The sequence below is a fragment of the Vibrio coralliilyticus ATCC BAA-450 genome (assembly GCF_000176135.1).
Classification (GTDB): Bacteria; Pseudomonadota; Gammaproteobacteria; order Enterobacterales; family Vibrionaceae; genus Vibrio; species Vibrio coralliilyticus.
In genome coordinates this window covers 69,636-92,868 of record NZ_ACZN01000016.1, presented here as the reverse complement: position 1 = coordinate 92,868, position 23,233 = coordinate 69,636, and the positions used below count along the sequence as shown (strand labels likewise).

The following is a 23,233-nucleotide window of genomic DNA, read 5'->3' as shown; positions in this document are numbered from 1 at the left end:
TGCCAGCTTTTGTGTTTCTAAAGCACAGAAACCTTACTCCTGCACAATAAAAGAAGCCCCATATAGGGGCTTCTTTTATCAGAGACTTAACACTACTAGCCCAAACTCAAATCATGATTTAACGTTCCGAGCAGACAACGAGAAATCATCTAAGGTTGATGAGATACCCTTCGCCATATCACTCATATCAACCGCAATGTGGGAACTGTCCATGATCTTCTTATTGGTGTTCTGAAGAAGGTTAGACAGGTAGTCCTGTGCTTGTTTGAGATCGTGAATACTTCGAGACTGCTCATCAATAAGTGCCGCAATTTCATTCTGTTGTTCGACCGTCAACGTAATCGAGTTGGAAATCTTATCGATGTTATCCGCAGTATCACTACTGCATTGCTTACTGTTTTCTACTTCTTTTTGCAGTTGCGCCACAGACTCAACAGAGACTTTCACTCGCTCTGTCAAATCATTGAGCAAGCTACTGATTTCCCCGGTTGAGTCATTGGTTTTACTGGCTAACATTCGGACTTCATCAGCAACAACGGCAAAGCCTCGCCCTTGTTCACCTGCCCGTGCAGCCTCGATAGCAGCATTAAGTGCCAATAAATTGGTCTGCTCGGCAATGGTCTGGATAACATCAATTATGCTATACACTTGCTCGGCAACAGAACTCAGTTCCTGAATGTTTTCAGACACTTTATGCGACTCAGCAGACGCTAGCTCTACCGCTTTCATATTGGCGTGAACTGAATCTAAGCCACGCTTTGCACTGGTTTGACTTTGAGCGGCAGACTCCAAGGTTTGATCAACCACCCCTGAAACGCGATCAAAGGAATCCACCAAACCATCTGAAATTTGAGCAATCTCTTCGTATTTGCGTTTCTCATCATCGTAGCTCTCATTCACCTCTTGCGACAGAGACTCAACTCGACTCGATAAACTAGAGATGTTGTCCGCACTGGTTTTGAGACCTTTGACCACCGAAGACAATGCGTGTCTCATCGACTGGATGTTCTTCGCCAACAGGCCAAGCTCACTATTATTGACCAGCTCATTGATATGATCTTTGTCCTCCAGATCACCTTTTCTTGTGTCTCTGCTCACCGCGACCAATTGATGAATTGGCTGTGTTAAGCTTTTCCCAATCAAGTAAGAAAGCACAATGACGAGCAGTATGCCGACACCAGAGATGACTAAAATGTCTTGCTTCAAGCCTTTCACATTAGCGTCTGCATAGCGGTTATAGCTAAGTACCGCTTGGTGCATCGCTCCGAGTGTTTTGTGATTGGCCAACATAAACTTATCAACCTGCTCCTCCGTCGGCTTGTCCGTTTGTTGCAGCAAAGAAAAAGCCATGGCTTTTTGCGTATTCCAGAGCTGCTCTACCGTGTTGAGCCTGTTTTTAAAGTCTTCTGCTGTACTTTCAGCAAGGTTAATCGGATTTTTCATCGGTAAATCTGAGAAGGTCTGGCCACCACTTTTTAACGCCTTGAGCGAGGTCTCGTAAAGTTTGATGGTATTGTCGTAATTGAGCTGAGAATGAGCTGACTTATGCCCCTCATATACAGAAAGCATGACCTCACTGGCAAACTTCTTGGTCAACATTCTCTGTCGGCCAGCAACATTAATCACCGTGCCATCCTGCTTATTCTTTTCCAAAGTCACAATAATATCGGTCGCAATCAAAACAATAGTGACGACAAATACAACGAAAATAGCAACCAAACGATTGGTAACAGACCACTGAGACAAAAGTCGCTTCATGTTCTTATCCCTACTCATATTTTCCAACTAACCATATGAATCTAGATGACAATATTGAAACTCGCTACCGATCATCAAAAATTCATCCTATAGATGGGTTAATACGTAGAAACTCTCACTTAAGTCTGCTTTCTGGGGGCATGTTTACCCTTTTCAGTCAGCAAGTGATCAAACACATTTCGAACAAACGGCGCACCCACTTTGGAACCACCATTACCGTGTTCTATGACGACTGTCGTGACATACTCAGGATTGCGACACGGAGCAAACCCTGTAAACAAGCCGTGATCGAGAAGGTTGTGACTCAATTCTTTGGAGTTATAGACTTCGTCTTTCTTCAGGCCGAAAACCTGTGCGGTTCCCGACTTACCACCACTGCAATACTCGGTCCCTCTGAACGCTCTTCGGCCTGAACCTCTTGGGCCTTCATTCACCAGTCGCATTGCATTCAGAGCAATATCCCATGAACTGTCATCCACTTGTTTCATGTTGTTAGTCACTGGCTCATCAACTAACGTCGCAGACTCAAAGCTTTGACCATGCTCAATGACCGCTTTCAGCAGATGAGGTGGCGTGACATTGCCGTGATTTACCAATACCGATGTCGCTTTAGCAATTTGCAACGGTGTGGCCGTCCAGTAACCCTGTCCAATACCAATAGGCACCGTATCCCCTTTATACCAAGGTTGATGATGGCGGCGCTGTTTCCACTCTCGGGTCGGCATATTGGCTTCCGTTTCCTCAAGAATGTCTATGCCTGTCAGCTGACCAAACCCAAACAGCCCCATCCAATCCGAGATACGATCAATCCCCAAATCGTAAGCCATCTGATAGAAAAACGAATCTACCGACTCTTCAATCGCTAGCGTGACATCAACATCACCATGCCCCCAGCGGCGCCAGTCACGCCAAGCTTTGGAATGACGACTGGAGCCAGGAATCTGCCAACGACCGTGATCGTTACGAATCGTAGTAGGGCTGATGACATGTTCAGTCAGCCCAGCAATCGCCATGAAGGGCTTCACTGTAGAGGCGGGCGGATACACACCAAGGGTGGCACGATTGACCAATGGGTGGTGAGCATCTTCAAGTAATTTACGATACGCAGGCCCTGATATCCCATCAACAAAAGGGTTTGGGTCATAACTGGGGCTGGATGCCATCGCCAGTACACTGTTGTCTTTCGGGTCAAGTACCACCGCACTGCCCTGCCTGTCTCCCAACAGTTTGTAGACATAATTCTGTAAATCGACGTCAATGTTCAGAACGATATCTTTACCCGCCACAGGGGGCACATATTCAAGGGTGCGAATCACTCGACCACGGCTGTTCACTTCAACTTCTTCATAGCCTTGCTCGCCGTGGAGCATTTTTTCGTAGTAGCGCTCGATCCCGAGCTTGCCGATGTTCTTCGTTGCCCGGTAGTTAGACAACTCATCCTGACGCTTGAGACGCTCAATATCGCGATCATTGATGTGAGAAACGTAACCTACAACATGCGTCAGTGACGCACCATAAGGATAAAAACGTTTCATTTCAGCGTTGATTACAAAGCCCGGAAATTCATGTTGATGCGCAGAAAAACGGGCCACTTCCAACTCAGATAGCTCCCCCTTTATGGTCACCGCCTTGAAACGCCTGCGATGTAGATGTTCAAGCTGGTTCACCTGCTCTGGTGATAAATCGACATATTTTTGCAAGTTAACAATGGATTGTTCGAGGTTGAGCGCTTTATCCGGAAACACATCCAACACATAAACAGGAATGTTTTTGGCTATGAGATGGCCGTTGCGGTCATAAATCAGCCCTCGAGGAGGAGAAATAGGCAGAACCTGAATACGGTTGTCATTTGCTCGGGTCTGGTAGTAGTCAAAATCTTTGACTTCCAAGTGGTAGAGGTTTGCCACCAGCACACCCAATAGGGCGATCATCGCAATAAAAGCCACGACCGCGCGGCGCTGGAATAGCTTAACTTCCCACTCATGATTGCGCATGTGGGTACGTTGTCGATTGAACTTCATAATAGGGGAACAAATTGACGGTGATTTTTCGTCCTACACCTGTCAATATATTTACATTTGGTTACATTGGCGATTACTTTAACAACAACGGGTAAGCGTTATGTACGAAGAGTGTCAACATCCCCAAATCAACTAGTCTCTCAAGCGAGCCAGAAAATAATCTGAAAGAGCAGCAAGACTTAAAGTCTGCCATTGATTTCTTCCTCTCATATCGGAGGGTAAAGTAAAGGAGCCATATGGCTCCTTTATTTCAAGACTTTAGCGATGCTCCGTGAGTTCGGATAACGTCCTGATACCAGAAAAAGCTTTTCTTGCGCTTACGCTCTAATGTGCCACTTCCATCGTCATGACGATCAACATAAATGTAGCCGTAACGCTTACTCATTTCCGCAGTGGAATTGGCAACCAGATCAATAGGGCCCCAACTGGTGAAGCCCATCAGCTCCACTCCATCCAATATAGCTTCTCTGGCCTGAACCAAATGATCATTGAGATAGGCAATGCGATAATCATCTTCTATCTCCCCATTGGCGTTGATTTCATCGCGCGCCCCAAGCCCATTTTCAACAATGAACAACGGCTTCTGATAGCGGTCATAAAGAAAGTTAAGCAAGATGCGTAGCCCTTTAGGATCAATCAGCCAACCCCACTGACTTTTCTCTAAATACGGGTTTGGCACGCTGTCGACAATGTTACCGACCTCTTTCTGCTTGGGATCTGCACTAGCACAGCCACTCGCATAATAGCTGAATGAAATGAAGTCAACGCTGGCGCTCGCCAGTTCCTCTACATCACCTGGCTGCATATCGATCTCAATCCCTTTTTCACGGAAATAGCGAAGCATGTAACCTGGGTAACGACCACGAGTCTGGACATCACCAAAAAACAGCCATTTGTTATTTTCCTGCATCGCCGCGATGACATCGTCGGGATTGCAGGTATACGGATAATTGAGTGCACCAAGCAACATGTTACCTATCTTGGCATCTGGAATAATCTCATGGCATAGTTTCACCGCTTTTGCATTAGCGACAAGCTGATGATGTATTGCCTGATAAATGGCCTGCTCACTAGCCTCTTCAGCCAAGCCCACACCGGTAAATGGCGCGTGTAGAGACATGTTGATTTCATTGAACGTCAACCACAGTTTGACCTTGTTCTGATAGCGTTCAAACACGGTACGAGCATAGCGCTCAAAGAAGCTAATCAGTTCACGGCTTGCCCAACCGCCATAGTTTTCTACCAACGCGTAAGGCATCTCATAATGAGACAAGGTGACAAAAGGCGTAATGTCATGTTTCGCTAATTCGTCGAAGATACGATCATAATACGCCAAGCCTTCTTCATTGGGCTCGGATTCATCGCCATTCGGGAATATACGCGTCCAAGCAATGGACAACCTCAGACAGTTGAACCCCATTTCATTAAACAGAGCAATATCTTCTGGATAACGCTGGTAAAAATCTATCGCCAGATCTTTAATACCTTCGGTGCGTTGTTGGCGCGTCTGGTGTGGACTGAGAATCCCATTGGGCAACATGTCGGACGTCGACAGCCCTTTACCATCAAGATCAAAACTGCCTTCCACCTGATTCGCAGCAATCGCGCCGCCCCACAGAAAATGCTTAGGAAATGTTGTCATCATATTCTCTCTCACTTCGAGTCTGAACTGAGTGTAACTCACATTTTAGGAACAAAATGAGGCTGAGGTGTGAGATAGTTATTTCCTAGTTTTTAAGGTTATCAACACAAAAAAACAGCGCATGATTTAAGATGACCGATTAACGAAACATGCGAGCATTTGTACATACAAACCAATGCAATTTGTAGCATTTCCGCGATCTCTTAGACAAAATTTTTCAGCGATTCGCTCTATGATGAAATGAGTCAGTTCAATAAGAGGACATGGTAATGAAATATCGACATATTCTGGTCGCGCTGGAACTTTCTGAAGAGAGCAATGTGTTGATTGAAAGAGCGGTATTTATGGCTAAGCAGCATGACGCGGAGATTTCGCTGATTCACATTGATGGCACCCATGGAGAAATCTATCCAGAGCTGGTCGACATTCACGCTGACGCCAGCGTCAGACCACTCAACGAACACTCGATGGAATGGTTGCGCGCATTCCAAACCAAGCTAGATTTTCCTGTGAAGCATTTTTTAGTCGGGACTGGCGATCTGGGCGATAAGCTCAATGACACCATTACAGAAAACCGTGTCGACTTGCTGATATGTGGCCACCATCAGGACTTCTGGAGTAAGATCATTTCTTATTCAAGACACCTGATCAACAAATCTCCGGTCGACATTCTGGTTGTGCCAATTCCGAACTAATCCAGCGAGTTAAAAATCAAAAAAGCCATCCTTAACGGATGGCTTCGTCATATTATGTGCGGCTACACTAGCGCCTGCTCGGTCTCGATATCAAAAAGGTGGCACTCAGAGACATTAAAATTCAATAACGCCTCTTCACCATTAAACACCATGCGATCTGCATCAAGCGGCACGCGAGCAATCAATTTGTCATTACCGAGTTGGAAATAGAGGTACAGCTCATTCCCCATCGATTCCACGACATTAATAGGATGACGTTGAGTGTTGACTTCTGAGAGTGGTGCATCATGGTTCGCCAGTTGAATATGCTCTGGGCGAATACCAAACCACACCCACTGGCCGATTTTCTGCCTTGCTAAGTCTTGCTTACTTTCTGGCAACGTCCATCGGTTACCGCTCTCTGCTATGGCATTCATTACACCATCAATTTCATCAATACGGGCTTTAATGATGTTCATCGCCGGAGAGCCAATAAAACCTGCCACAAATTTGTTGGCTGGATAGCGGTATAAGTTCATTGGGGTATCCACTTGCATGATTTCCCCCTGATTGAGCACACAAATGCGATCCCCAAGCGTCATGGCTTCCACCTGATCGTGGGTCACATAAATCATGGTTGCATTCTGCCCTTCCGCTTTGAGATCAGAGTGCAGCTGAGCAATGCTCACTCGGGTAGACACTCGCAATTTAGCATCAAGGTTCGACAACGGCTCATCAAACAAAAACACATCTGGCTTGCGCACCATGGCGCGACCAAGTGCAACACGCTGTCTTTGACCACCTGACATTTCACCGGGTTTATTTTGCAGTAAATGCTCAATCTCTAACGTTTTTGCCGCCTCAGAAATACGCAGTTCAATTTCTGACTTTGCCAGTTTTTGCTGTTTAAGCCCGAATGCCATGTTTTCATACACCGACATATGTGGGTATAGCGCATAGTTCTGAAACACCATTGAGATACCGCGATCTTTCGGCGGTAAATCGTTGACGCGTTTGTCACCGATATAGACATCACCGTGAGAAATCTCTTCTAGGCCAGCGATCATTCTTAAGGTCGTCGACTTAGCACAGCCAGACGGCCCAACAAACACCATAAACTCGCCTTCGCGAATGTTCAGGTCAACACCATGAACCGCTTTGAATCCATTCGGGTAGGTTTTTTCCACCCCTTTAAGCGTGACTTCCGCCATAGCTTATCCTTAAATCAACTCGTTAAATGCGTGTGGGTCAAAATGGGCTACCGATGGAATCACCAGATCTGCAACAGGCGTCAGTTCGCTTTCCAATGCGGTTCCAGTTAGAACACCGATTTTCTTCGCGCCCGCATTGGTGCCAAATTCCATGTCTGACACCGTGTCGCCAAACATGATCACTTCGTGCGGCTCAACACCGCATTGCTGACAAAAAGCATTCAACAATGCCGGGGCTGGCTTTGGTTCGATGTCACCATCCGAGTAACCGACATAATCAAACATCTCGCTCAAACCAGATTGCTGCAAAGTGTAGAGTGTTGAGTCCTTGGTATCCGCGGTAGCAATGCCAAGAATCATGCCCTGCTGCTTAAGTGAATCTAGTTTTTCTGTTACCCCTGGCAGCGCTTCAACCCATTCGGGATGATTAGCGACATGATGGTTAAACGCCTCTTTGGTCACACGGGTAAACATTTCCAGAGAAACAGCTGGGCGTAGGATCTCGAACCAAGCTTTGGCCGTGTCTTCCACCGGATTGGACGCCAACAGACCATGGTTATCGACAGAGTCGCCCTCTACGCCGATGGCTAAGAGTAACTCCGCAACTGTGACGTTTTGATGACCCTGGTTTGTGTCACTGAAATCCTTTACGGTCTGGCACGCACTGCGTGAAGCGTTGAGCCACATATTGTGGAATTCCAGCAGAGTGCCATCTTTATCAAACAATAGTGCTTTAAACTTCATCACTATTTAATCGCTCCATAAGTTCACCCCAGGTTTTGACCAGAGGCGTAGTAAAAATGGGTTGGTCGCCGTCATAAACGGCGTTAATACAGCCTTCAAATTCATCATTCTCGGCGCGGCGGATATCGATGCGGCACCAAGAGTAGCCTGCTTCTACAAACAGCATTTGTTCGGTGTTGTGCAACGTGACTTTGGCAACGACAACGCCATCGACAACACATTCGGCGTAATAAATATGCTCATCATCGTCCACAGCCAACTGGTAGCACAAAGCCTGCCCTTTAGAATCGCAGCCGGGTAATAACTCGTTGCTGTTGATGGCAAAAGATAAACCGCAGCGACGCTCTAAATAGACATGTCCGTTCCGTAGCCCAGCGAGAATGCCTTCACCACACAGTCCATGACTAAACACAAAGGTTGACGGGTCACCGTAGAGTGAAGGTTCCGTCGCTTTCGGATTGCGCTCATGAGGCTCTAGGTGGGAATCACTGCCGCCAATGGCGCTGATTCTATGGCCGCAATTCCACATTTCGTTCAATACCTTAAGCGCTGAGTTTGTCGCTTTAGGTGATGTTGGCCAAGTCGGATCGCAACACACCTCAAACGTCGATACTTTGTCGAGTTCGAGCGGTGCATAATGCCAATGCCATGGCTTCATCATCGGGTGGTTAACACTAATAGAGCTATGAGAAGCGTTGGCCAATGCCAGTCCTGCTTCCATCACACTTTGGCTGCTATGCTCAACATGACGCAAATCCAGCGCAGATTGTGGACCATGAACATTGAAGTGCCCAAGGTCTGTAGTCACTTCAAGGGCAGGCATAAACAGGCATTGCTCAGACAAGGGTAATCTTGGCTGGCAGATGTTGTGTTCAGTAAGGAAGAAGAAATCTAAGCCCTGCGCTTCGACTATCTGCTTGGCAGCAGAAAGGGTGTTGTGTCCATCCGATAACTGAGTATGTGCATGCAGATCACCTCGATACCAACGAGACTCTGAGCTCAATAACCGGCTGTAATCAAAAGAAATCTGATGATCCAACCCTACAGTTGCGACACTGTCTATAGCTAGAGTATCAACCGGTTGATCAAACGCGATATTCACCTGATACTGCATCGCCCGCTCGGAACGAAACTCACCTTCAAGGTTGTACAGCTCCAGAGACCACTCTCCAGCAATCAGCTCACCGTCAATCGCGCCAAACCCTGACTGCTCTGCACAGATATTCAGCGACTTATGCGCTTTTTCAAACAATACCTTTCCGCGAAAATGACCATGGCTATCGTACGCTACTGCGTATAAGAACCCTTTGGTCACAGTCGTGCCCGTAATTTGAACGGCCTCAGCACCGTGCGGAACCATAAACGACAACGACACTCTGCCGAAGGTCAGTTCACCTTGAAATTCTGTCATCGGTTTCACCAATTAAATCCACTGTAGGATGGAGGAGCCTACCTAAGCAGGCTCCTTATCAAGATTAAGAACGGTTGGCTCTATCCAGTGCACGCTGCGCTTTCTTCGCCGCTTGTTTCAGCGCTTTCTCAGCAGGTACGTTCTGAATTTGAATCTGATCGGCAGCCACTTTCAGGGCATCCATGATCTTGCCATTCGTTGGGTCTAGGAAATCCTGGCTGGCGAAGCTTGCCTGCTTTAACGGAATCAGAGCTTGTGGGTTGTCCTTGGTGAACGCCTGATACTCAGGCACGCTTTCTACACTCATACGTACAGGGATGTAACCTGTGAACATAGACCAGTTCGCGGTGTTCTTAGCGTTGGTATAAAACTCCATAAACTCAAACGCACCTTGTGCTGCCTTGTCGTCGGTCCCTTTAGGCATTACGTAGACAAGAGCACCAGCTTGAGGTGCGGATGGGTGAGAACCCCAACCAGGCTGTGTGGTTGCAGCAAGTTTAGTGAAATCGAGATCGCCCTGATCACCCGATGAGCCTGTGTAACCAAGGGCGTTGTCTTTCATGACATCATCAATGGTCTTGTACCAGTACTCCCAGCCCTGACCACCGTGGTGAATACGCATGATTTGGTCTTCGTGAATCCATTTGCGGAAGCTGTCCCACACTTCAACCCATTGCTTTGAGTCAATCAGTACTGTTTTGCCATCATCGCTGATCACCTTAGCGCCATTAGAGAAAGCGGCGTCGATCATATTGTCCTGACCCCACATCGGTTCCCAGCCATAAAAAGTCGTGTTGCCTTTCGCATCTCGCTGAGTCACTTTCTCAGCAACTTTAGCCACATCCTGCCAGGTACTCAGGTCTTTCTCCGTAAAGCCATTGTCTGCCAACACTTTCTTGTTGTAGTAAAACACCTGGGTCGTACCGTAAGCTGGTAAGCCAATCACTGTTCCATCTTCAGCCATCACCTGATCTTTAAACGCCCCGACAAAATCCGAGAAGTTGAACTCTGCGTCCATATACGGTTTAAGATCACGACTCAAGCCGCGCTCATACATCGCCTCAGCTCGGACCGAGTCAAGCAGAACCACTTCCGGAGCGGTTTTTGAAGCCAAACCTGCCTGCAGTTTCTGATAAGTTTCGGTGTAGTTTCCTTGCAATGCTGGCTTGATGACATATTCATCTTGGCTGGCATTAAACTCTTCAATAAGCTGAGTCATCAGCTTCTGAGGTTTTGTACCGCCGGAATACCAGAAATTCACTTCCGTTTTTGCCAGAACGCTACCCGAGACCATTGAAGCGCTCGCTGCGCCAGCACACACTAGTGCGAGAGTTTTTAGTTTCATTTCCATTTACTCTTTTACGCCGTTATCGGCGATACCTGAAAGAATCGTCTTTTGACACAAGACGAATAGAATCAACAAAGGCAATACGGCAATCGTGCTGGCTGCCATAATTTGCGACCAGTTAAGACCGTAATTGCCTTCGGCGATGAAGTAGTGGCGAATCCCGGTTGCAATCAGGTTCAACTCTTGTGAAGTGATCACCAGACTCGGCCACATGTAACTGTTGTAGTTCGTGATAAAGGTAATCAAGAACAAGGTTGCGACCGCTGCTCTGCATTGAGGCAGCAAAATCGCCCATAAGATTTTCAGCTCACCAGCACCATCAATGCGTGCTGCTTCGATCAGTGACGGATGGATTTTGATGAAGACCTGACGCAGGTAGAAAACGCCAAAAATAGACGCGGCATTAGACACCACCAGCCCCATATGTGAGTCAAGCAGCCCCAGCTTCGCCAGCGTGATGTAAGATGGAATGTAAGTCACCGCCCCCGGCAACATGTAACAGCCCATCACAACAAAATAGAGCACTGTCTTTGAGCGGAATTTCAACTGAGTCAAGGCATAAGCGAACATCGCAGAATTGATGATCACTAGCAAAGTCGTAAAAAGCGCCACACTGAAGCTGTTGAAAATGTACAGCCCAAATGGTGCGCTATGGAACGTCTCAATAAAGGTCTCCCAGCGAAATCGCTCCGGAATCAAATTCAGTGGGCTGGCAAAAATCTCATCGTTCGATTTCAGAGAACCAGACAACATCCAGAGGAAAGGGAACACCATCAGTGTTCCGCATATGGCGAGGAACAGGTGCTTACCTATCGAAGTCAGTGTTTGTATTTCCAGCCGCTTACTGGCGGTTTCCTGACTAGCTGGTAATGACTGGTCAGTGGTCGCCGCTTGAAGTGACCCATTTATCTGGCGTAATCGTGGCGCGCTATCCATAACTTGTGTCGTCATAATCCTATCCTCAGTAGTAAACCCAGCGTTTACCAATGTAGGTATTTGCCAGTGCCAGTAGTCCAGTGATCAGGAAAATCACCAATGATGTCGCCGCCGCCGGCCCCATTTCATAACGCTCAAACGCTTGCTGATAGAAGAGATAAAGCAGTGTGCGAGTCTCACCACCAGGCCCGCCTTGCGTCAGGATCTGGAACTGGTCAAACGCCTGAACCGCATTGATGATGTTGACCACCAACAAGAAGAAAGTTGTCGGCGATACTAGAGGTAAGGTGATTTTGAAAAAGCGAGTCAGACTGCTGCAACCGTCAATCAGTGACGCTTCATAGAGAGAACTCGGGATTTTGTTGAGCGCGCTGATGTAAAACAGCATTGTCCAGCCGATGGCCTGCCAGATAGTGACAATAATCACCGCGACCATGGCAGTATCGCCCTGCTCCAACCAGGCAATCTTGTCGAAACCCATCGACATCAGAATTTGATTCGCCAGACCGGATTTGGACTCAAACACCCAAGACCAGACAATCGAAACCGCAACCGTTGGTGTAATCCAGGGTGAGAAGATTACTGCACGATAAAACTGGCTGCCCGCAAAGTTTTTATGCAGCAGTAAAGCAAAGATCAGCCCCAGCACCACAGTCGGAATAACCACACCAAGAGAAAACCAAAATGTGTTGAGTAACGCCTGAGTAAACTCAAAATCCTCGACCATATACTGATAGTTTTCCAAGCCGATGAAATCGTATTCAGGCGAGATATAATCCCAATCTGTAAAGCTGATATAAATGGAGTAGCCGAACGGCACTAACCAAAAAGCCACCAGTGGAATCAGCAGTGGTGCAGTAAACAACAGCACTTTGAGGTGGTTCGATATTTGTTGTGAGATGGTACTCATGGTTTGACCTTAGTACTTCCGTGATATGTCAATAAACTAAGTGCGCTATATGACAAGCCTGTTGGAGTGCCCCTCATTTTTTTTATGGGCACTCATAAGAAAATCTTTAAGCCAAGCCATCATCTTTGATCTGATGGTGCAGCCAGTCACAAAAGAAATTGACCTTGGCATTACGACTGTTATTGGTGATCAGATAATGGCCCGATTCCGCTGGCATAGAGGCATCCACCGCCAATACCAGCTCTCCACTCTTTAACAGTTCTGACACCGCCAGCGACCTTACCAACAACGCGCCGACACCATGTTTGACCGCTTCCAAAGCATGCAGAGAGTTACTGATTTCGAGCTGAACTTTGGGCAGCATCGCATCGAACTGATTGTGGCTTAGCCACTGAAGCCAGTTCTCCTGATATCCCTTGACCTGCACGGCAGGAAGCTGTGAAAAATCACGCTCATCAAGCTGAGTTTGATAAACACGTTTGAACTCAGGACTGCACACCAGTTGCCAGTGTTCCTGAAAGAGTCGCTCAGCACTGGTGTCTTCACTTTCTACTTTGCCATTGGTCAATTCGATATCAACGTTCTGACAAGGTGTAGTTGAAGGCCAGTCGACCAACTGAATATCAAGGCGAATGAAAGGGTATTTGTTGTAAAAATGCGGTAAGCGCGGCAGAAGCCAGTTATGGCAAAGGGTGTGGTTCACCCTGAGGCTCAGTACATCAGTTTCCTTTTCACCGAACAACAGTTGAGTCTGAAGTTTAAGGTGAGCTAGAGAGCCAGAAACAATCGGTTGGTACTGCTGAGCAGACGACGTCAACCTGACGCCCTTTTGCGTTCGCTCAAACAGCGTCGCATCAAGAAACGCTTCCAGACTTTTCAACTGTTGACTTACAGCGGCCTGCGTAACACACAATTCCCGAGCAGCGGCACCAATCGAGCCAAGCCGGGCAACCGCTTCAAAAGCGACCAGAGCACGTAAAGGAGGTAACATGGCGTTCACCTGATTGAAATAAAACTGAAAACTACTTCAATCAGGTTGCAGATTTTCGACGCGAAGATGACAGATTAATGACTAACGGAGGTGGAGAACAGATTTATGATCACCGTCCCACACAGGATAAAGCTGATACCAACCAAAGCATACACATCCAACTTTTGTCCGTAGACCAGCCAGGAAAGAGCAGCGACAAGAACAATGCCCGCGCCACACCAGATCGCATAAGCCACGCCTAACGCCATGCTCTGTACTGTCAACGAAAGTAGATAAAACGCTACTCCATAACCCACTAACACGCCCAATGTAGGATACAACGCCGTAAACTGCTGCGTTTTTGGCAACCAAGAGGTGGCGAAGACTTCAAGAACAATAGCGATAATCAGGGTCACCGCAGGTGGTAAGGACAACAACATATTTAACCCGCATTTATAGTGTAAATCGGGCAGGCTAATGAGCTTGCATGTCACTATTGTGTCGATACCTAATAGAAAACCTAAGCAAAGTGCTTAGGTTTTCTGAAGTGAATCATCGCTATGAACTTAGTGGTTCAGAGCGGCGATGTTTTAAGCCGCTATTTTGTGCGGTAGCTTGGTTAACAAGGTGAAAATGGAAGGCACAAAATAGAACGATAGCAGAGTCGTCAGTGCCGTCCCCCCAGCGATCGCCACCGCAAACGGCGGCCAGAACCCACCACCAGCGAGAATTAAAGGCAAGAAGCCCCCAATAGTCGTAATCGTGGTCGACGTAATGTGGCGAGTACAACTCATGACAGCGGCCAAAATCGCCTCTGAATCACCATTGAGCGCATCGGTATCCGCTCTGAGTTCTGCAAGAATCACGATAGCCGCGTTAATCGCAAGACCTATCACCCCCAGCAGCGCAATGATGACGGTAAAGCCAAACGGATAACTGAACAACCATACGGAAAGAATGCCCAACCCTGCAGCCAGTCCCGCGACGAAAAATATCACCGCACTCAGCCTGAATGAATTGAATGACAACACCACAACCAGCACCATGAGAATCATCACCAGAGAGACATTACCAATCAGGCTGTTAACCGACTCATCACGTTCAGCGGCTTCGCCTCCAAACTCAACTCGGTAGCCAGCAGGAAACGAGTAGCCTTCCAGTGCTTTTTTAAATTCGTTTAGCACAGTTTGGGGTAACACTCCCGCTTCGATATACCCTTCGATGGTGTTAACGCGAACACCATTACGACGAGTAATATTGCCTCGACTTGGTGTCAGCTCCAAAGAGGATAAGTTAAGTACGGTAGTGCCCAGTTCTGCATCACTTTGCATTAGTGGAAAACGAAGATTGTTTAAATCACTGTAGCTTTCGCGTTGCTCATCTTTAACCCGAACACGGACGGGAACCGACTCTGTCCCTTCAATCACGCTGCCACTTTCTCGGCCGACGAGTGTTGACTGAAGTAAGCCGGCAAATTGATTTAGGCTCACCCCATTCATCTGGATCGCCTGCTCATCCACCGTCACACGATACTGAGGCACACCGGATGTCAGGCTCTCACGAGTGTGTGTCACATGGGGTACTTGAGAAAGGAGCAGGCGAATATCTTCACCAATCGATTTGAGTTGTTCCAGATTGTTGCCATACACTCGCAGTTCAACAGGGGCATTAAACGGTGGGCCCTGTTCTAGCTTTCTGACCAACACTTGAGCTTGTGGCACTTTCTTGTCCAGCAGCGCTTGAAGCTTAGGTATTAAGGCGTTTGCGGTCTGAAAATCGACGGTTTTCACCATTGCCTGAGCAAAGTATGGCGCTTTTTGTTGGTTGCCGACCAGGTTGTAATAAAAAGAAGGGAAAGAAGCCCCGACAACCCAATGGACCTGCTCAACGCCTTGTTCAGCTGTGATTAAATCCTGAATGATCTCCGTGGTCGCTTCGGTTGCGTAAATACTCGATTGTGGAGGAAGAAATACCTGCACTTCAAACATGTCACGGTCAGAGGTCGGGAAAAACTGCTCGGTAAGCTGAGACGTGCTCCAGAACCCAAATAGCGGCAGCACCAGTGAGAGCCCTACAGCAAGGAAAGGGTGGCGAATCGACCAAGCGACGGAGGCAGAGAACCCTCGGCTGAGGGCCGGAATAGTCACACCTGTCTGATACCAGTGGTGGCCTTCCTGCTGACGAGGCAAAAAGACACTCGACAACGCTGCGATGATCGAATGGGAAATGATGTAAGATCCAATCAGAGAAAACGACACCGTCAGGGCGATAGCCCCCACAAACTCTCCCGTAGCTCCCGGCATCAAAAAGATTGGCGCAAAGGCTAACACCGTGGTCAGCGTTGACCCAAGCAGCGGCACCCATAAGTGTTGAATCGCCTTCATGGCCGATTCCAACTTCGCCATGCCTTTCAATCGATAGCTTTGGATAGTGTCGACCATCACGACTGCATTATCGACCATGATGCCCAATGCAACGATAAACCCCGTCACCGACATCTGGTTGATAGGAATTCCGAGGAACTTCATGAAAGTGGTCGTCATCAGCATAGTCAGAGGCAGTGCCAAAGCGATGATAACCGCCGCTCGAATACCCAATGTAAACAGCAGAACGGCCAATACCAACGCTAAACCAATCATTAAGCTTTCGCTGAGCTCAAATAGGCGGTTTTCGGTGTAGCCCTGTTGGCTGAACAGCACATCGGCGCGAATTTCTTTTGGTAGCTCTTGCTCGAACTGCGCTAGCACCTTCATGGCGGCTGGTGTCCATTTATCGACACGCAGATTAGATTGCATGCGCGCCGCAACGATCACCCCAGGCTGACCATCCAGCAACGCCATTTCATCAAACGGGGCTTTGGCCGAGCGCCTGACTTGTGCAATATCGCCAATTTGAACCGTATGCCCGTTTTCATCTACCGCAACAGGCACGTTACGGATTCTTTCAAGTGAGTCCAAATTGGACGTCAGCTCAAGACCATAGCGAGTATCCTGAGTATTCAGCTCCCCTGCGGAATTTTTTGCATCGGCGCCTTCAAGCACACTGGCAAGTTGCTGGGCAGAGACACCAAGCGAAACCGCATCACTGACATTGAGGTTAACCACTATCTCTTCATCAGGGAGACCGTATTCATCCACAAATTCGGTACCTGACATGGTTCTAAGACGCGTTCCCAGCTCTTTGGCATAGCGCCCCATCGTGAGCAATTCAGGCTCACCAACGCCTTGCCATTTTAGACCTATGATAGTGGTAAATGCGTAGGTGCGATCACTGTCTAATTCAGGCGGCAAAGCTTCCGCGGGCAGTTCCGGTTCTACATCAGACAGCTTATCGCGCACTTTGGACCAGATCGGATCGGAGTCTGTAATCGATTCATTCAGCTCAACGCCTATCACTGCAATTCCCATGCGTGACGTCGACGTAATGAGATTAATTTCATCGATCTGCCTGAGCTTATTCTCAATGACTTCTGTCACCAGTGATTCCACCCGAGTCGCACTCGCGCCGGGATAAACCGCTGTGATGGTCGCGTTGCGATTAGCAATAATCGGGTCTTCGGCTCTGGGCAAAGTCTGAAACGCAGATAAGCCACTGACAATAAGAAACGCCACAGCAAGAATCATCAAACGGGTATTGGAAAGGATACTTTGATACTTCATGGCGACACTCACTCAGCAGTTTGCACTGGTTGGCCGGGGACCACCTTATGCAGCCCGGACGTCACAATTTCGTCTCCACCACTCAGGCTGCCTTGTACATACACTGAATCGTTGCTGGCAAATAGAACATTCACTACTCTTCGCTCGATAATTTTCTGCCCTTGCTCTGAACCCAAGGTATATACATTCCATGTACCGCGAACCCCATCCGTCAGTGCGGTGGCAGGAATCCAGAATCCACTATCGGTGTACGATTTTTCAAAGGTCAGATAAGCCAATTCACCATCCAAAACAGCGCCACTGTCCTGAAGAAGAAAACGCAGCCCGACACTGCGAGAATTACTGTCAACGTTCGAAGGATGAGAAAGTAAGGTGGCCGCATAGGGCTTATCATTGACGGTTATGCTGACATTTTTGAGCTGAGAGAATTTCTTGATGTCTTTACGATTAATACCAATCAGCGCTTCTTTGTTGTCGGATGACAGTAAAGATAAGGTCGCAGTGCCCGTGGATACCACATCACCTATCGATACAAAACGTTTGCTCACCACTCCCGCATAAGGTGCTTTTAGTATCGACTTTTCTAGTTTGAGTGAATTGGCTTCAAGCGCAGATTTTACTCGCAGTGCGTTAGCGGCAAGGCTCTCTTTCTCACTGGTGAGCGCATCAATTTCAGACTCAGAACTGAAACCTTTCTTTTGCAGCGAATACTGACGTTTAAGGTTACTGTCGGTCAATTTGGCCTGAGAACGGATCTCTTCCAGTTGTGCCAACAGCTCATTTCTCTCAGCATCAAGTAATTGAGTGTCCAGAGTCACTAAGATGTCACCTTGCTTAACTTGATCACCCACATCCACATTGATACTGAGCACTTTCCCTGCCAGCTCAAAACCAAGGTTTGCTCGCTGCGCTGCCTGAACAACGCCGACATATTCTCTCGGGACAACGTATCCATCACTTTTCTCAATGTTTTTTGAGTCTACGGTGATGAGGTTTATTGGTTTAGGTTCTTCACCCACGGATTCAGAGCACCCAGAAACCAGCAATAGAGTTGTCATTACCAGCGCTGTCGCCATTTTATTCTGATACAGCATAAGTCAGCCTCGTTAACCAAAAATCAACAATCAAACTAGACGGTCTAGTTTGATCACATATTAAACAGCAACAAAACTAGACTGTCCAGTTTGATATTGATATGTTTGGCTCGTGTCCTGCAAATTGCGAAAGATCGATGACAAGTGCCAGTGAATTAAAACGCCAAAGAATTCTCCAAGCGGCCACTGAATTATTCGGTGTCCACGGCTATGGTGCCAGTATGGATAGTATTTCGAAGCTCGCTGATGTTTCGAAACAAACCATCTACTCGCATTTCAAAACCAAGGACTTGTTGTTTGAAACGTGCATGAGAAACAAATGCTTGGAATATCAAGCGAATGAAGCGGTGCTCGACCTCAACCTGCCAATTGAAGAGGCTTTGGTGAAATTTGGGATGGGTTTTCACCAAACTCTGCTGAACCCAGGCGCACAACAAACGTATCGAAATGCGGTCAGCAACATCGATACTCACCCAGAGTTTACCGCTACCTATTTAGAGTACGGCCCGATTCAAACAACCAAAATGCTTGAGCAATATCTGGATAAGAAAGTTGAAGACGGCACCATTCAACTTGATGTCTCCAGTCATCAAAGCGCCATTCAGTTACTGCTGATGTTTCATGGCAAGGCGGTCTACTGGCGCTATCTCGGTGAGAACATCGAAGAATCTCACGAACAAAAGCATCAATACATCAAGAGTTGTGTCGACCTGTTCTTGAGCCACACGCTAAAGTAACCTCTTTCCGAACTTGTGCTCAGAACGCTTCTGACGCCCAAAATTTATCTCTCCTTTTCTCAATAGGTTAAGCCATCTCTCCATGGTAATGGTTCATTTGGTGTTGATCTTATTTATGAGCCTATCTATATTTATGACCTATCACACCAAATGAACCAAAACATTTTTATGGCGACGTACCTTTACTCTCGATATTCTCCAAAAAACCAAGCCTACTCTCAGCAACTTGAGCAATTGCAGAGTTGCACTCCTGAAGCAAAACACTTTCAGGACAAAGTGCGTGGATACGTTCCAGCGATGGAGCGTCCTGAATTCGTAAAGCTTTTAGACACGCTAAAAACCGGCGATACCGTGGTCATTTGGTGGCTAAGTGCATTTGGCCATGATTTTAGTCAGGCGCTCAGCGTGGTGGAGAGACTTCAAAACAAAGGCGTCAATTTACAAACCGTGTGTGAGCCATTGCGAATCGAACCCAACACAATACAAAGCCAAACTCTACTCGCCCTACTGTCGGGTTATGGGCAAGTGCAGACTCAGCATCGCTTATTTGCTGCCGAAATGGGGCGTAAGCAGCTCAAAGATAACCCAGAACTGTGGAAACAGAAATTCCGTGGCCGCCCAGCTGATAAGCAGAAACATCGCCGGATTGCCGAGCTTTTGATGCAAGGTAAAACACTACATAGCGTGGCAGAACAATGCGATGTGAGTCTATCGACGGTGAAAAGAGTCAAAGCCAGGCTCCAGCAAGATGATGATGAGGGCTGCCTAAAACGCCGAGCACAAGGTCCGTCTGCTTGTGGGGAAAATGATGAGTAATTCTATCCAGCCAAGAGCCATTCTGCTCGCCTGCTTAATCATCAGTATTGGCCAGTTAAGCATGGGGCTGGTGTTTCCTTCACTACCGTGGATAGCTCGCGACTTTAGCATCTCACTCGACCAGGCTCAGTTGTTAGTCAGTGTGTACTTACTTGGCTTTGGGCCTTCACAGTTCCTATACGGTCCTATATCCGATTCGCTAGGACGCAAAAAGGTATTGCTAGCAGGTTTATTGATTGCAATGACAGGCTTAGTGCTGATTATCTCCTTCAGCGACTCATTTACCGGCATGGTACTTGGACGATTGCTGCAAGGCTTAGGAACGGGTTGTTGCGCGGTATTGGCCCGAGCCTCAACCAGAGATCGCTACAGTGGTGCTCAACTGCCTGTCGCCCTTTCTTACATCGCTATGGCGGCGTCAATCACACCTTTGATAGCACCAGTATTGGGCGGCTTTATCAATTTTCACTTTGGCTGGAGCATGGTATTTGTCTCATTGTTGGGTTATGTAGCAATCGCATGGGCGATCATTGTGATTCGCTTTGACGAAACGTTAAGCCAAACCAAGCCTATGCCTTCACCAGCTAATATGCTGAGACAATATCGCGAATTAGTCACCTCCCGATACTTCATCAGCTTCGCCAGTATCGGCTGGCTAAACTTCAGCCTGATGATCACTACCGTCTCAGTGATGCCGTTTATCATGCAAGATCAGATTGGGATGACATCAGATGAATACGCCATGTGGGCACTCATTCCAGCATTGGGCATGCTGACAGGTACCAGTATCTGTAATCGAGTAAGGCCGATAATTGGCAGTAAGAAAATGCTGCTGTGCACACCTGTGTTGCACCTTGCTTCAGCCCTATGGTTTTTCTTCTGCCCGCTTGAGCCGCTCTATCTGATGTTCGGCCAACTATTGATGATTTTAGGCAATGCGATAGCGCTACCATGTGCGCAAGCAATGGTAATGCAACCCTACAAGAAACAAGCGGGAGCAGCGGCGGCCATGTCTGGTGGCGGACAAATGATCATCTCATCTATCGTCAGCATGGCACTGGTCACACTGGGTTTGAATCAAGCATGGCACCTGAGTTTTGTAATTATCGCTTTCGCCGCCATTACACTGGGCAACATTGTACGTGGATTCAGTACTCATGAGGCCTTGGTGCAGAAAGAGCGTCAGGCCGTATGATTTTCCAATATTTACACGGTTGGATTTCGGTCAAAAGAAGCGTGTATGTGAATCTTTTTGTAACCCAATGAGATAACACCTTCTGCTTGCAGCTTGTTCAACTGTAATCCGACCGCTTCTTTAGTCACGCCCAGTAAACAGGCCAGATCCATTTGGCTCATCGCTAAGGTGTCGGTATTTTGCCAACGGCTTAGCTGAGCCAACATGGCTTTCGTCCTTTCCATCAAAGGTTGGAACACGATATCTTCCAGCCTTCGGTTGTAATGAACCACATACTGAGCCAACTGGTGACTAATACAATGCCACAGCTGAGGGTTTTGGTCAGCCACAGCCATAAAATCCGTCAATGAGAACTGAATTAACTCGGTTTCGGCTAAAGCAATCGCATCATTTGGTCTCGTACCACCGCCAAAACAACCAATCACACCAAACCACTCACCCTGAGTGAGATCCTTAATAATGAATTCTTTACCAGATTCACTGCACTTGGTGATTCTCACCGCCCCACGGTTAACGAAAAACAGATGTTTGGCCTCATCACCTGCATAATGAATATATTGTTTTTCGGCGTAGAGAACTTTGCTTTGAGTGCCCTCAAGTTTGGCACGCAGTGAAGGATCTAACTGCTCAAAACTTGAGCTCAACAGTTCACTTTGTCCTTCTGTCTGATTCTTTTCCATAAACACAATCCAAATTGTAGAGTCGTCTTTACACCGATGGGTATATATACCTCTCCAACGAATTAACACCTAGGAGAGCCCATGTTAAACAAGTTCACCACGACACTTGCCAGCCTACTTCTTGGAATCTCATCCGTTCACGCTGCGGAGATACCAAGCAAATTCTACCTGCCCACCAATGTCGCAGAACAAATTGCCAAAGAAGCCATCGCTGAGTGCAATGCTGTTAACGTCCCGATTTCGGTTTCCGTTGTCAATGATCAAGGTCGATTACTCTATTTCTATCGTGGCGAAGGCACTGGTAGTAACACCGTTCACACCAGCTTTCGTAAAGCCTATACTTCCGCCACCCTTAAGGCGCCAACTTCAGCGTTAACTGGCGCAGTTGAAGCAAAAGGGTTTAGCCAGTTGGGTAAAATGGAAGACGATATTCTTATCCTAACGGGTGGGCTACCCATTACATACAAAGGTACCGTCATTGGTGCCATTGGCTTATCTGGCGCACCTAACCCTCTTATTGAAGAAGAGTGTGGTAAAAAAGCGATCAGCAAAATAGCGCTTTAACATTGGCCACTCACTTCCTGTGAGTGGTTTTGTTGAACGGCTTTACAGCACTTTTCATTGTCGGTCGTAATGGCCAGTGTAGAGATTGGTTGACCAGCAGACTACAAACGAGATTGTATTTACAGCGACAAGAGAAGCGGGAGGTGCATGCGAGACTCATGCACCCTGCGATGTTAATCCGTAGTGAGTTGTTCAAGTGTAGAAATGGTACGGGTAGGTTCAATGCCCCAAGGGTCAAACAACGCTTCCTCGCTACGCTTAACCCACACAGACTGGATGCCCGATGACATTGCACCGAGAATATCAAATGGATTACTCGATACCAGCCAGACATTAAAAGCACCCGTACAATCAATCAGATACTGATACACATCTGGATTAGGTTTAAAAGTTTCGATATCTTCGCAGCTAATGACACCATCAAAAAACGCATGCAATTCCGCTCGGTCAAGCAGTGTATTGACGGCTTGAGTTTCGCCATTGGAGAAAGCAAAAAGTCGATGACCCGCTGCCTTGAGGCGCTTAAGTGCCTCGGCCACATCTCCAAAAGCGGGCAGGCTCAGATACCCTTCTAACAGTCGTGTTTTTTGTTCATCAGACAACTCAACGTTGTGGTAATCACAGCTGTAATCTAAAGCGTGTTGAGTACACACTGAAAACGGTTGATACGTTTTCATCAAGCCGCGACGAAAAGAGTATTCCAGCTGTTTGTCACGCCAAGTCTGGCTAAATGCTGATGCCTTATCTCCAATCCAGTCTTCTAGCAAAGCGATCAAACCATGGGTATTAATCAAAGTGCCATACACATCGAAGGCAAATGTCTTACTCACTGCACGCTCCTTATAACAATGCTCACGTCTTAG

At 47.3% G+C, this 23,233-nt stretch carries 20 protein-coding genes; 5 read left to right on the top strand and 15 right to left on the bottom strand.

What is annotated here, in order from left to right; translation table 11 throughout:
• Positions 1-111: 111 nt before the first annotated feature.
• The 3 genes from VIC_RS11615 to VIC_RS11605 all read right to left on the bottom strand — a co-directional run bounded on the left by VIC_RS11615 (position 112) and on the right by VIC_RS11605 (position 5,421).
• A complete protein-coding gene (locus VIC_RS11615) occupies positions 112-1,758 on the bottom strand; it encodes a methyl-accepting chemotaxis protein (RefSeq protein ID WP_006959970.1) in 1,647 nt (548 codons plus the stop codon).
• 119 nt (positions 1,759-1,877) lie between these two features.
• Complete coding sequence (gene mrdA / locus VIC_RS11610) at positions 1,878-3,779, bottom strand: penicillin-binding protein 2 (RefSeq protein WP_039951841.1); 1,902 nt, start codon at positions 3,777-3,779, stop codon at positions 1,878-1,880.
• A gap of 250 nt (positions 3,780-4,029) precedes the next feature.
• A complete protein-coding gene (locus VIC_RS11605; protein WP_039952025.1) occupies positions 4,030-5,421 on the bottom strand; it encodes a glycoside hydrolase family 1 protein in 1,392 nt (463 codons plus the stop codon).
• 269 nt (positions 5,422-5,690) lie between these two features.
• On the opposite strand from VIC_RS11605, the gene VIC_RS11600 reads away from it, so the two are divergent.
• Positions 5,691-6,116 carry a universal stress protein gene (locus VIC_RS11600; protein ID WP_006959966.1) on the top strand — a complete coding sequence of 142 codons (426 nt, stop codon included), beginning with the start codon at positions 5,691-5,693 and terminating at the stop codon, positions 6,114-6,116.
• A gap of 62 nt (positions 6,117-6,178) precedes the next feature.
• On the opposite strand, the gene VIC_RS11595 is transcribed toward VIC_RS11600, so the two are convergent.
• From VIC_RS11595 to VIC_RS11550, 10 genes are all read right to left on the bottom strand, one after another.
• Entirely contained in the window at positions 6,179-7,306 is a 1,128-nt protein-coding gene (locus VIC_RS11595) for an ABC transporter ATP-binding protein (protein ID WP_006959965.1), read from the bottom strand.
• Between the two features lie 9 nt (positions 7,307-7,315).
• Entirely contained in the window at positions 7,316-8,050 is a 735-nt protein-coding gene (locus tag VIC_RS11590; protein ID WP_006959963.1) for an HAD family hydrolase, read from the bottom strand.
• Complete coding sequence (locus VIC_RS11585; RefSeq protein WP_006959962.1) at positions 8,040-9,461, bottom strand: CehA/McbA family metallohydrolase; 1,422 nt, start codon at positions 9,459-9,461, stop codon at positions 8,040-8,042. The genes VIC_RS11590 and VIC_RS11585 overlap by 11 nt, the downstream gene beginning before the upstream one ends.
• Before the next feature lie 64 nt (positions 9,462-9,525).
• Positions 9,526-10,806, bottom strand: coding sequence for an extracellular solute-binding protein (locus VIC_RS11580; RefSeq protein WP_039952024.1), 1,281 nt, complete (start codon positions 10,804-10,806; stop codon positions 9,526-9,528).
• Positions 10,807-10,812: 6 nt separating this feature from the next.
• Positions 10,813-11,760 (bottom strand): carbohydrate ABC transporter permease, encoded by a 948-nt coding sequence (locus VIC_RS11575; protein ID WP_039951839.1) that lies wholly within the window; start codon positions 11,758-11,760, stop codon positions 10,813-10,815.
• A 10-nt stretch (positions 11,761-11,770) separates the two neighbouring features.
• Positions 11,771-12,655, bottom strand: a complete 885-nt coding sequence (locus VIC_RS11570) for a carbohydrate ABC transporter permease (RefSeq protein WP_006959955.1) — start codon at positions 12,653-12,655, stop codon at positions 11,771-11,773.
• A gap of 106 nt (positions 12,656-12,761) precedes the next feature.
• Entirely contained in the window at positions 12,762-13,646 is an 885-nt protein-coding gene (locus tag VIC_RS11565) for a LysR substrate-binding domain-containing protein (RefSeq protein WP_006959953.1), read from the bottom strand.
• 74 nt (positions 13,647-13,720) lie between these two features.
• Positions 13,721-14,065: a DMT family transporter gene (locus VIC_RS11560; protein ID WP_006959951.1), complete on the bottom strand. Its 345-nt coding sequence runs from the start codon at positions 14,063-14,065 to the stop codon at positions 13,721-13,723.
• Between the two features lie 150 nt (positions 14,066-14,215).
• Positions 14,216-17,284: an efflux RND transporter permease subunit gene (locus VIC_RS11555; protein WP_006959949.1), complete on the bottom strand. Its 3,069-nt coding sequence runs from the start codon at positions 17,282-17,284 to the stop codon at positions 14,216-14,218.
• Between the two features lie 8 nt (positions 17,285-17,292).
• Positions 17,293-18,378: an efflux RND transporter periplasmic adaptor subunit gene (locus VIC_RS11550; protein WP_006959947.1), complete on the bottom strand. Its 1,086-nt coding sequence runs from the start codon at positions 18,376-18,378 to the stop codon at positions 17,293-17,295.
• 137 nt (positions 18,379-18,515) lie between these two features.
• On the opposite strand from VIC_RS11550, the gene VIC_RS11545 reads away from it, so the two are divergent.
• From VIC_RS11545 to VIC_RS11535, 3 genes are all read left to right on the top strand, one after another.
• Positions 18,516-19,115: a TetR/AcrR family transcriptional regulator gene (locus VIC_RS11545; protein ID WP_039951838.1), complete on the top strand. Its 600-nt coding sequence runs from the start codon at positions 18,516-18,518 to the stop codon at positions 19,113-19,115.
• A gap of 168 nt (positions 19,116-19,283) precedes the next feature.
• Positions 19,284-19,931: a recombinase family protein gene (locus VIC_RS11540; protein ID WP_172974085.1), complete on the top strand. Its 648-nt coding sequence runs from the start codon at positions 19,284-19,286 to the stop codon at positions 19,929-19,931.
• Positions 19,924-21,126, top strand: a complete 1,203-nt coding sequence (locus tag VIC_RS11535; RefSeq protein ID WP_006959941.1) for a multidrug effflux MFS transporter — start codon at positions 19,924-19,926, stop codon at positions 21,124-21,126. The genes VIC_RS11540 and VIC_RS11535 overlap by 8 nt, the downstream gene beginning before the upstream one ends.
• Before the next feature lie 11 nt (positions 21,127-21,137).
• Here VIC_RS11535 and VIC_RS11530 read toward each other — a convergent pair whose 3' ends face one another.
• Positions 21,138-21,806 (bottom strand): Crp/Fnr family transcriptional regulator, encoded by a 669-nt coding sequence (locus VIC_RS11530; RefSeq protein WP_006959940.1) that lies wholly within the window; start codon positions 21,804-21,806, stop codon positions 21,138-21,140.
• A gap of 81 nt (positions 21,807-21,887) precedes the next feature.
• Here VIC_RS11530 and VIC_RS11525 point away from each other — a divergent pair, with 81 nt between their 5' ends.
• The gene (locus tag VIC_RS11525) at positions 21,888-22,370 is read left to right on the top strand and encodes a GlcG/HbpS family heme-binding protein (protein ID WP_006959939.1); all 483 of its coding nucleotides are present in this window, start codon (positions 21,888-21,890) and stop codon (positions 22,368-22,370) included.
• A 173-nt stretch (positions 22,371-22,543) separates the two neighbouring features.
• Here VIC_RS11525 and VIC_RS11520 read toward each other — a convergent pair whose 3' ends face one another.
• Positions 22,544-23,200: a haloacid dehalogenase type II gene (locus VIC_RS11520; protein WP_006959938.1), complete on the bottom strand. Its 657-nt coding sequence runs from the start codon at positions 23,198-23,200 to the stop codon at positions 22,544-22,546.
• Positions 23,201-23,233 lie beyond the last annotated feature (33 nt).

Excerpts from the sequence above, each read along its gene's own strand:
- VIC_RS11615 (WP_006959970.1), bottom strand. The coding sequence starts at position 1,758 with ATGAAGCGACTTTTGTCTCAGTGGTCTGTTACCAATCGTTTGGTTGCT.
- mrdA (WP_039951841.1), bottom strand. The coding sequence starts at position 3,779 with ATGAAGTTCAATCGACAACGTACCCACATGCGCAATCATGAGTGGGAA.
- VIC_RS11605 (WP_039952025.1), bottom strand. The coding sequence starts at position 5,421 with ATGACAACATTTCCTAAGCATTTTCTGTGGGGCGGCGCGATTGCTGCG.
- VIC_RS11600 (WP_006959966.1), top strand. The coding sequence starts at position 5,691 with ATGAAATATCGACATATTCTGGTCGCGCTGGAACTTTCTGAAGAGAGC.
- VIC_RS11595 (WP_006959965.1), bottom strand. The coding sequence starts at position 7,306 with ATGGCGGAAGTCACGCTTAAAGGGGTGGAAAAAACCTACCCGAATGGA.
- VIC_RS11590 (WP_006959963.1), bottom strand. The coding sequence starts at position 8,050 with ATGAAGTTTAAAGCACTATTGTTTGATAAAGATGGCACTCTGCTGGAA.
- VIC_RS11585 (WP_006959962.1), bottom strand. The coding sequence starts at position 9,461 with ATGACAGAATTTCAAGGTGAACTGACCTTCGGCAGAGTGTCGTTGTCG.
- VIC_RS11580 (WP_039952024.1), bottom strand. The coding sequence starts at position 10,806 with ATGAAACTAAAAACTCTCGCACTAGTGTGTGCTGGCGCAGCGAGCGCT.
- VIC_RS11575 (WP_039951839.1), bottom strand. The coding sequence starts at position 11,760 with ATGACGACACAAGTTATGGATAGCGCGCCACGATTACGCCAGATAAAT.
- VIC_RS11570 (WP_006959955.1), bottom strand. The coding sequence starts at position 12,655 with ATGAGTACCATCTCACAACAAATATCGAACCACCTCAAAGTGCTGTTG.
- VIC_RS11565 (WP_006959953.1), bottom strand. The coding sequence starts at position 13,646 with ATGTTACCTCCTTTACGTGCTCTGGTCGCTTTTGAAGCGGTTGCCCGG.
- VIC_RS11560 (WP_006959951.1), bottom strand. The coding sequence starts at position 14,065 with ATGTTGTTGTCCTTACCACCTGCGGTGACCCTGATTATCGCTATTGTT.
- VIC_RS11555 (WP_006959949.1), bottom strand. The coding sequence starts at position 17,284 with ATGAAGTATCAAAGTATCCTTTCCAATACCCGTTTGATGATTCTTGCT.
- VIC_RS11550 (WP_006959947.1), bottom strand. The coding sequence starts at position 18,378 with ATGCTGTATCAGAATAAAATGGCGACAGCGCTGGTAATGACAACTCTA.
- VIC_RS11545 (WP_039951838.1), top strand. The coding sequence starts at position 18,516 with ATGACAAGTGCCAGTGAATTAAAACGCCAAAGAATTCTCCAAGCGGCC.
- VIC_RS11540 (WP_172974085.1), top strand. The coding sequence starts at position 19,284 with ATGGCGACGTACCTTTACTCTCGATATTCTCCAAAAAACCAAGCCTAC.
- VIC_RS11535 (WP_006959941.1), top strand. The coding sequence starts at position 19,924 with ATGAGTAATTCTATCCAGCCAAGAGCCATTCTGCTCGCCTGCTTAATC.
- VIC_RS11530 (WP_006959940.1), bottom strand. The coding sequence starts at position 21,806 with ATGGAAAAGAATCAGACAGAAGGACAAAGTGAACTGTTGAGCTCAAGT.
- VIC_RS11525 (WP_006959939.1), top strand. The coding sequence starts at position 21,888 with ATGTTAAACAAGTTCACCACGACACTTGCCAGCCTACTTCTTGGAATC.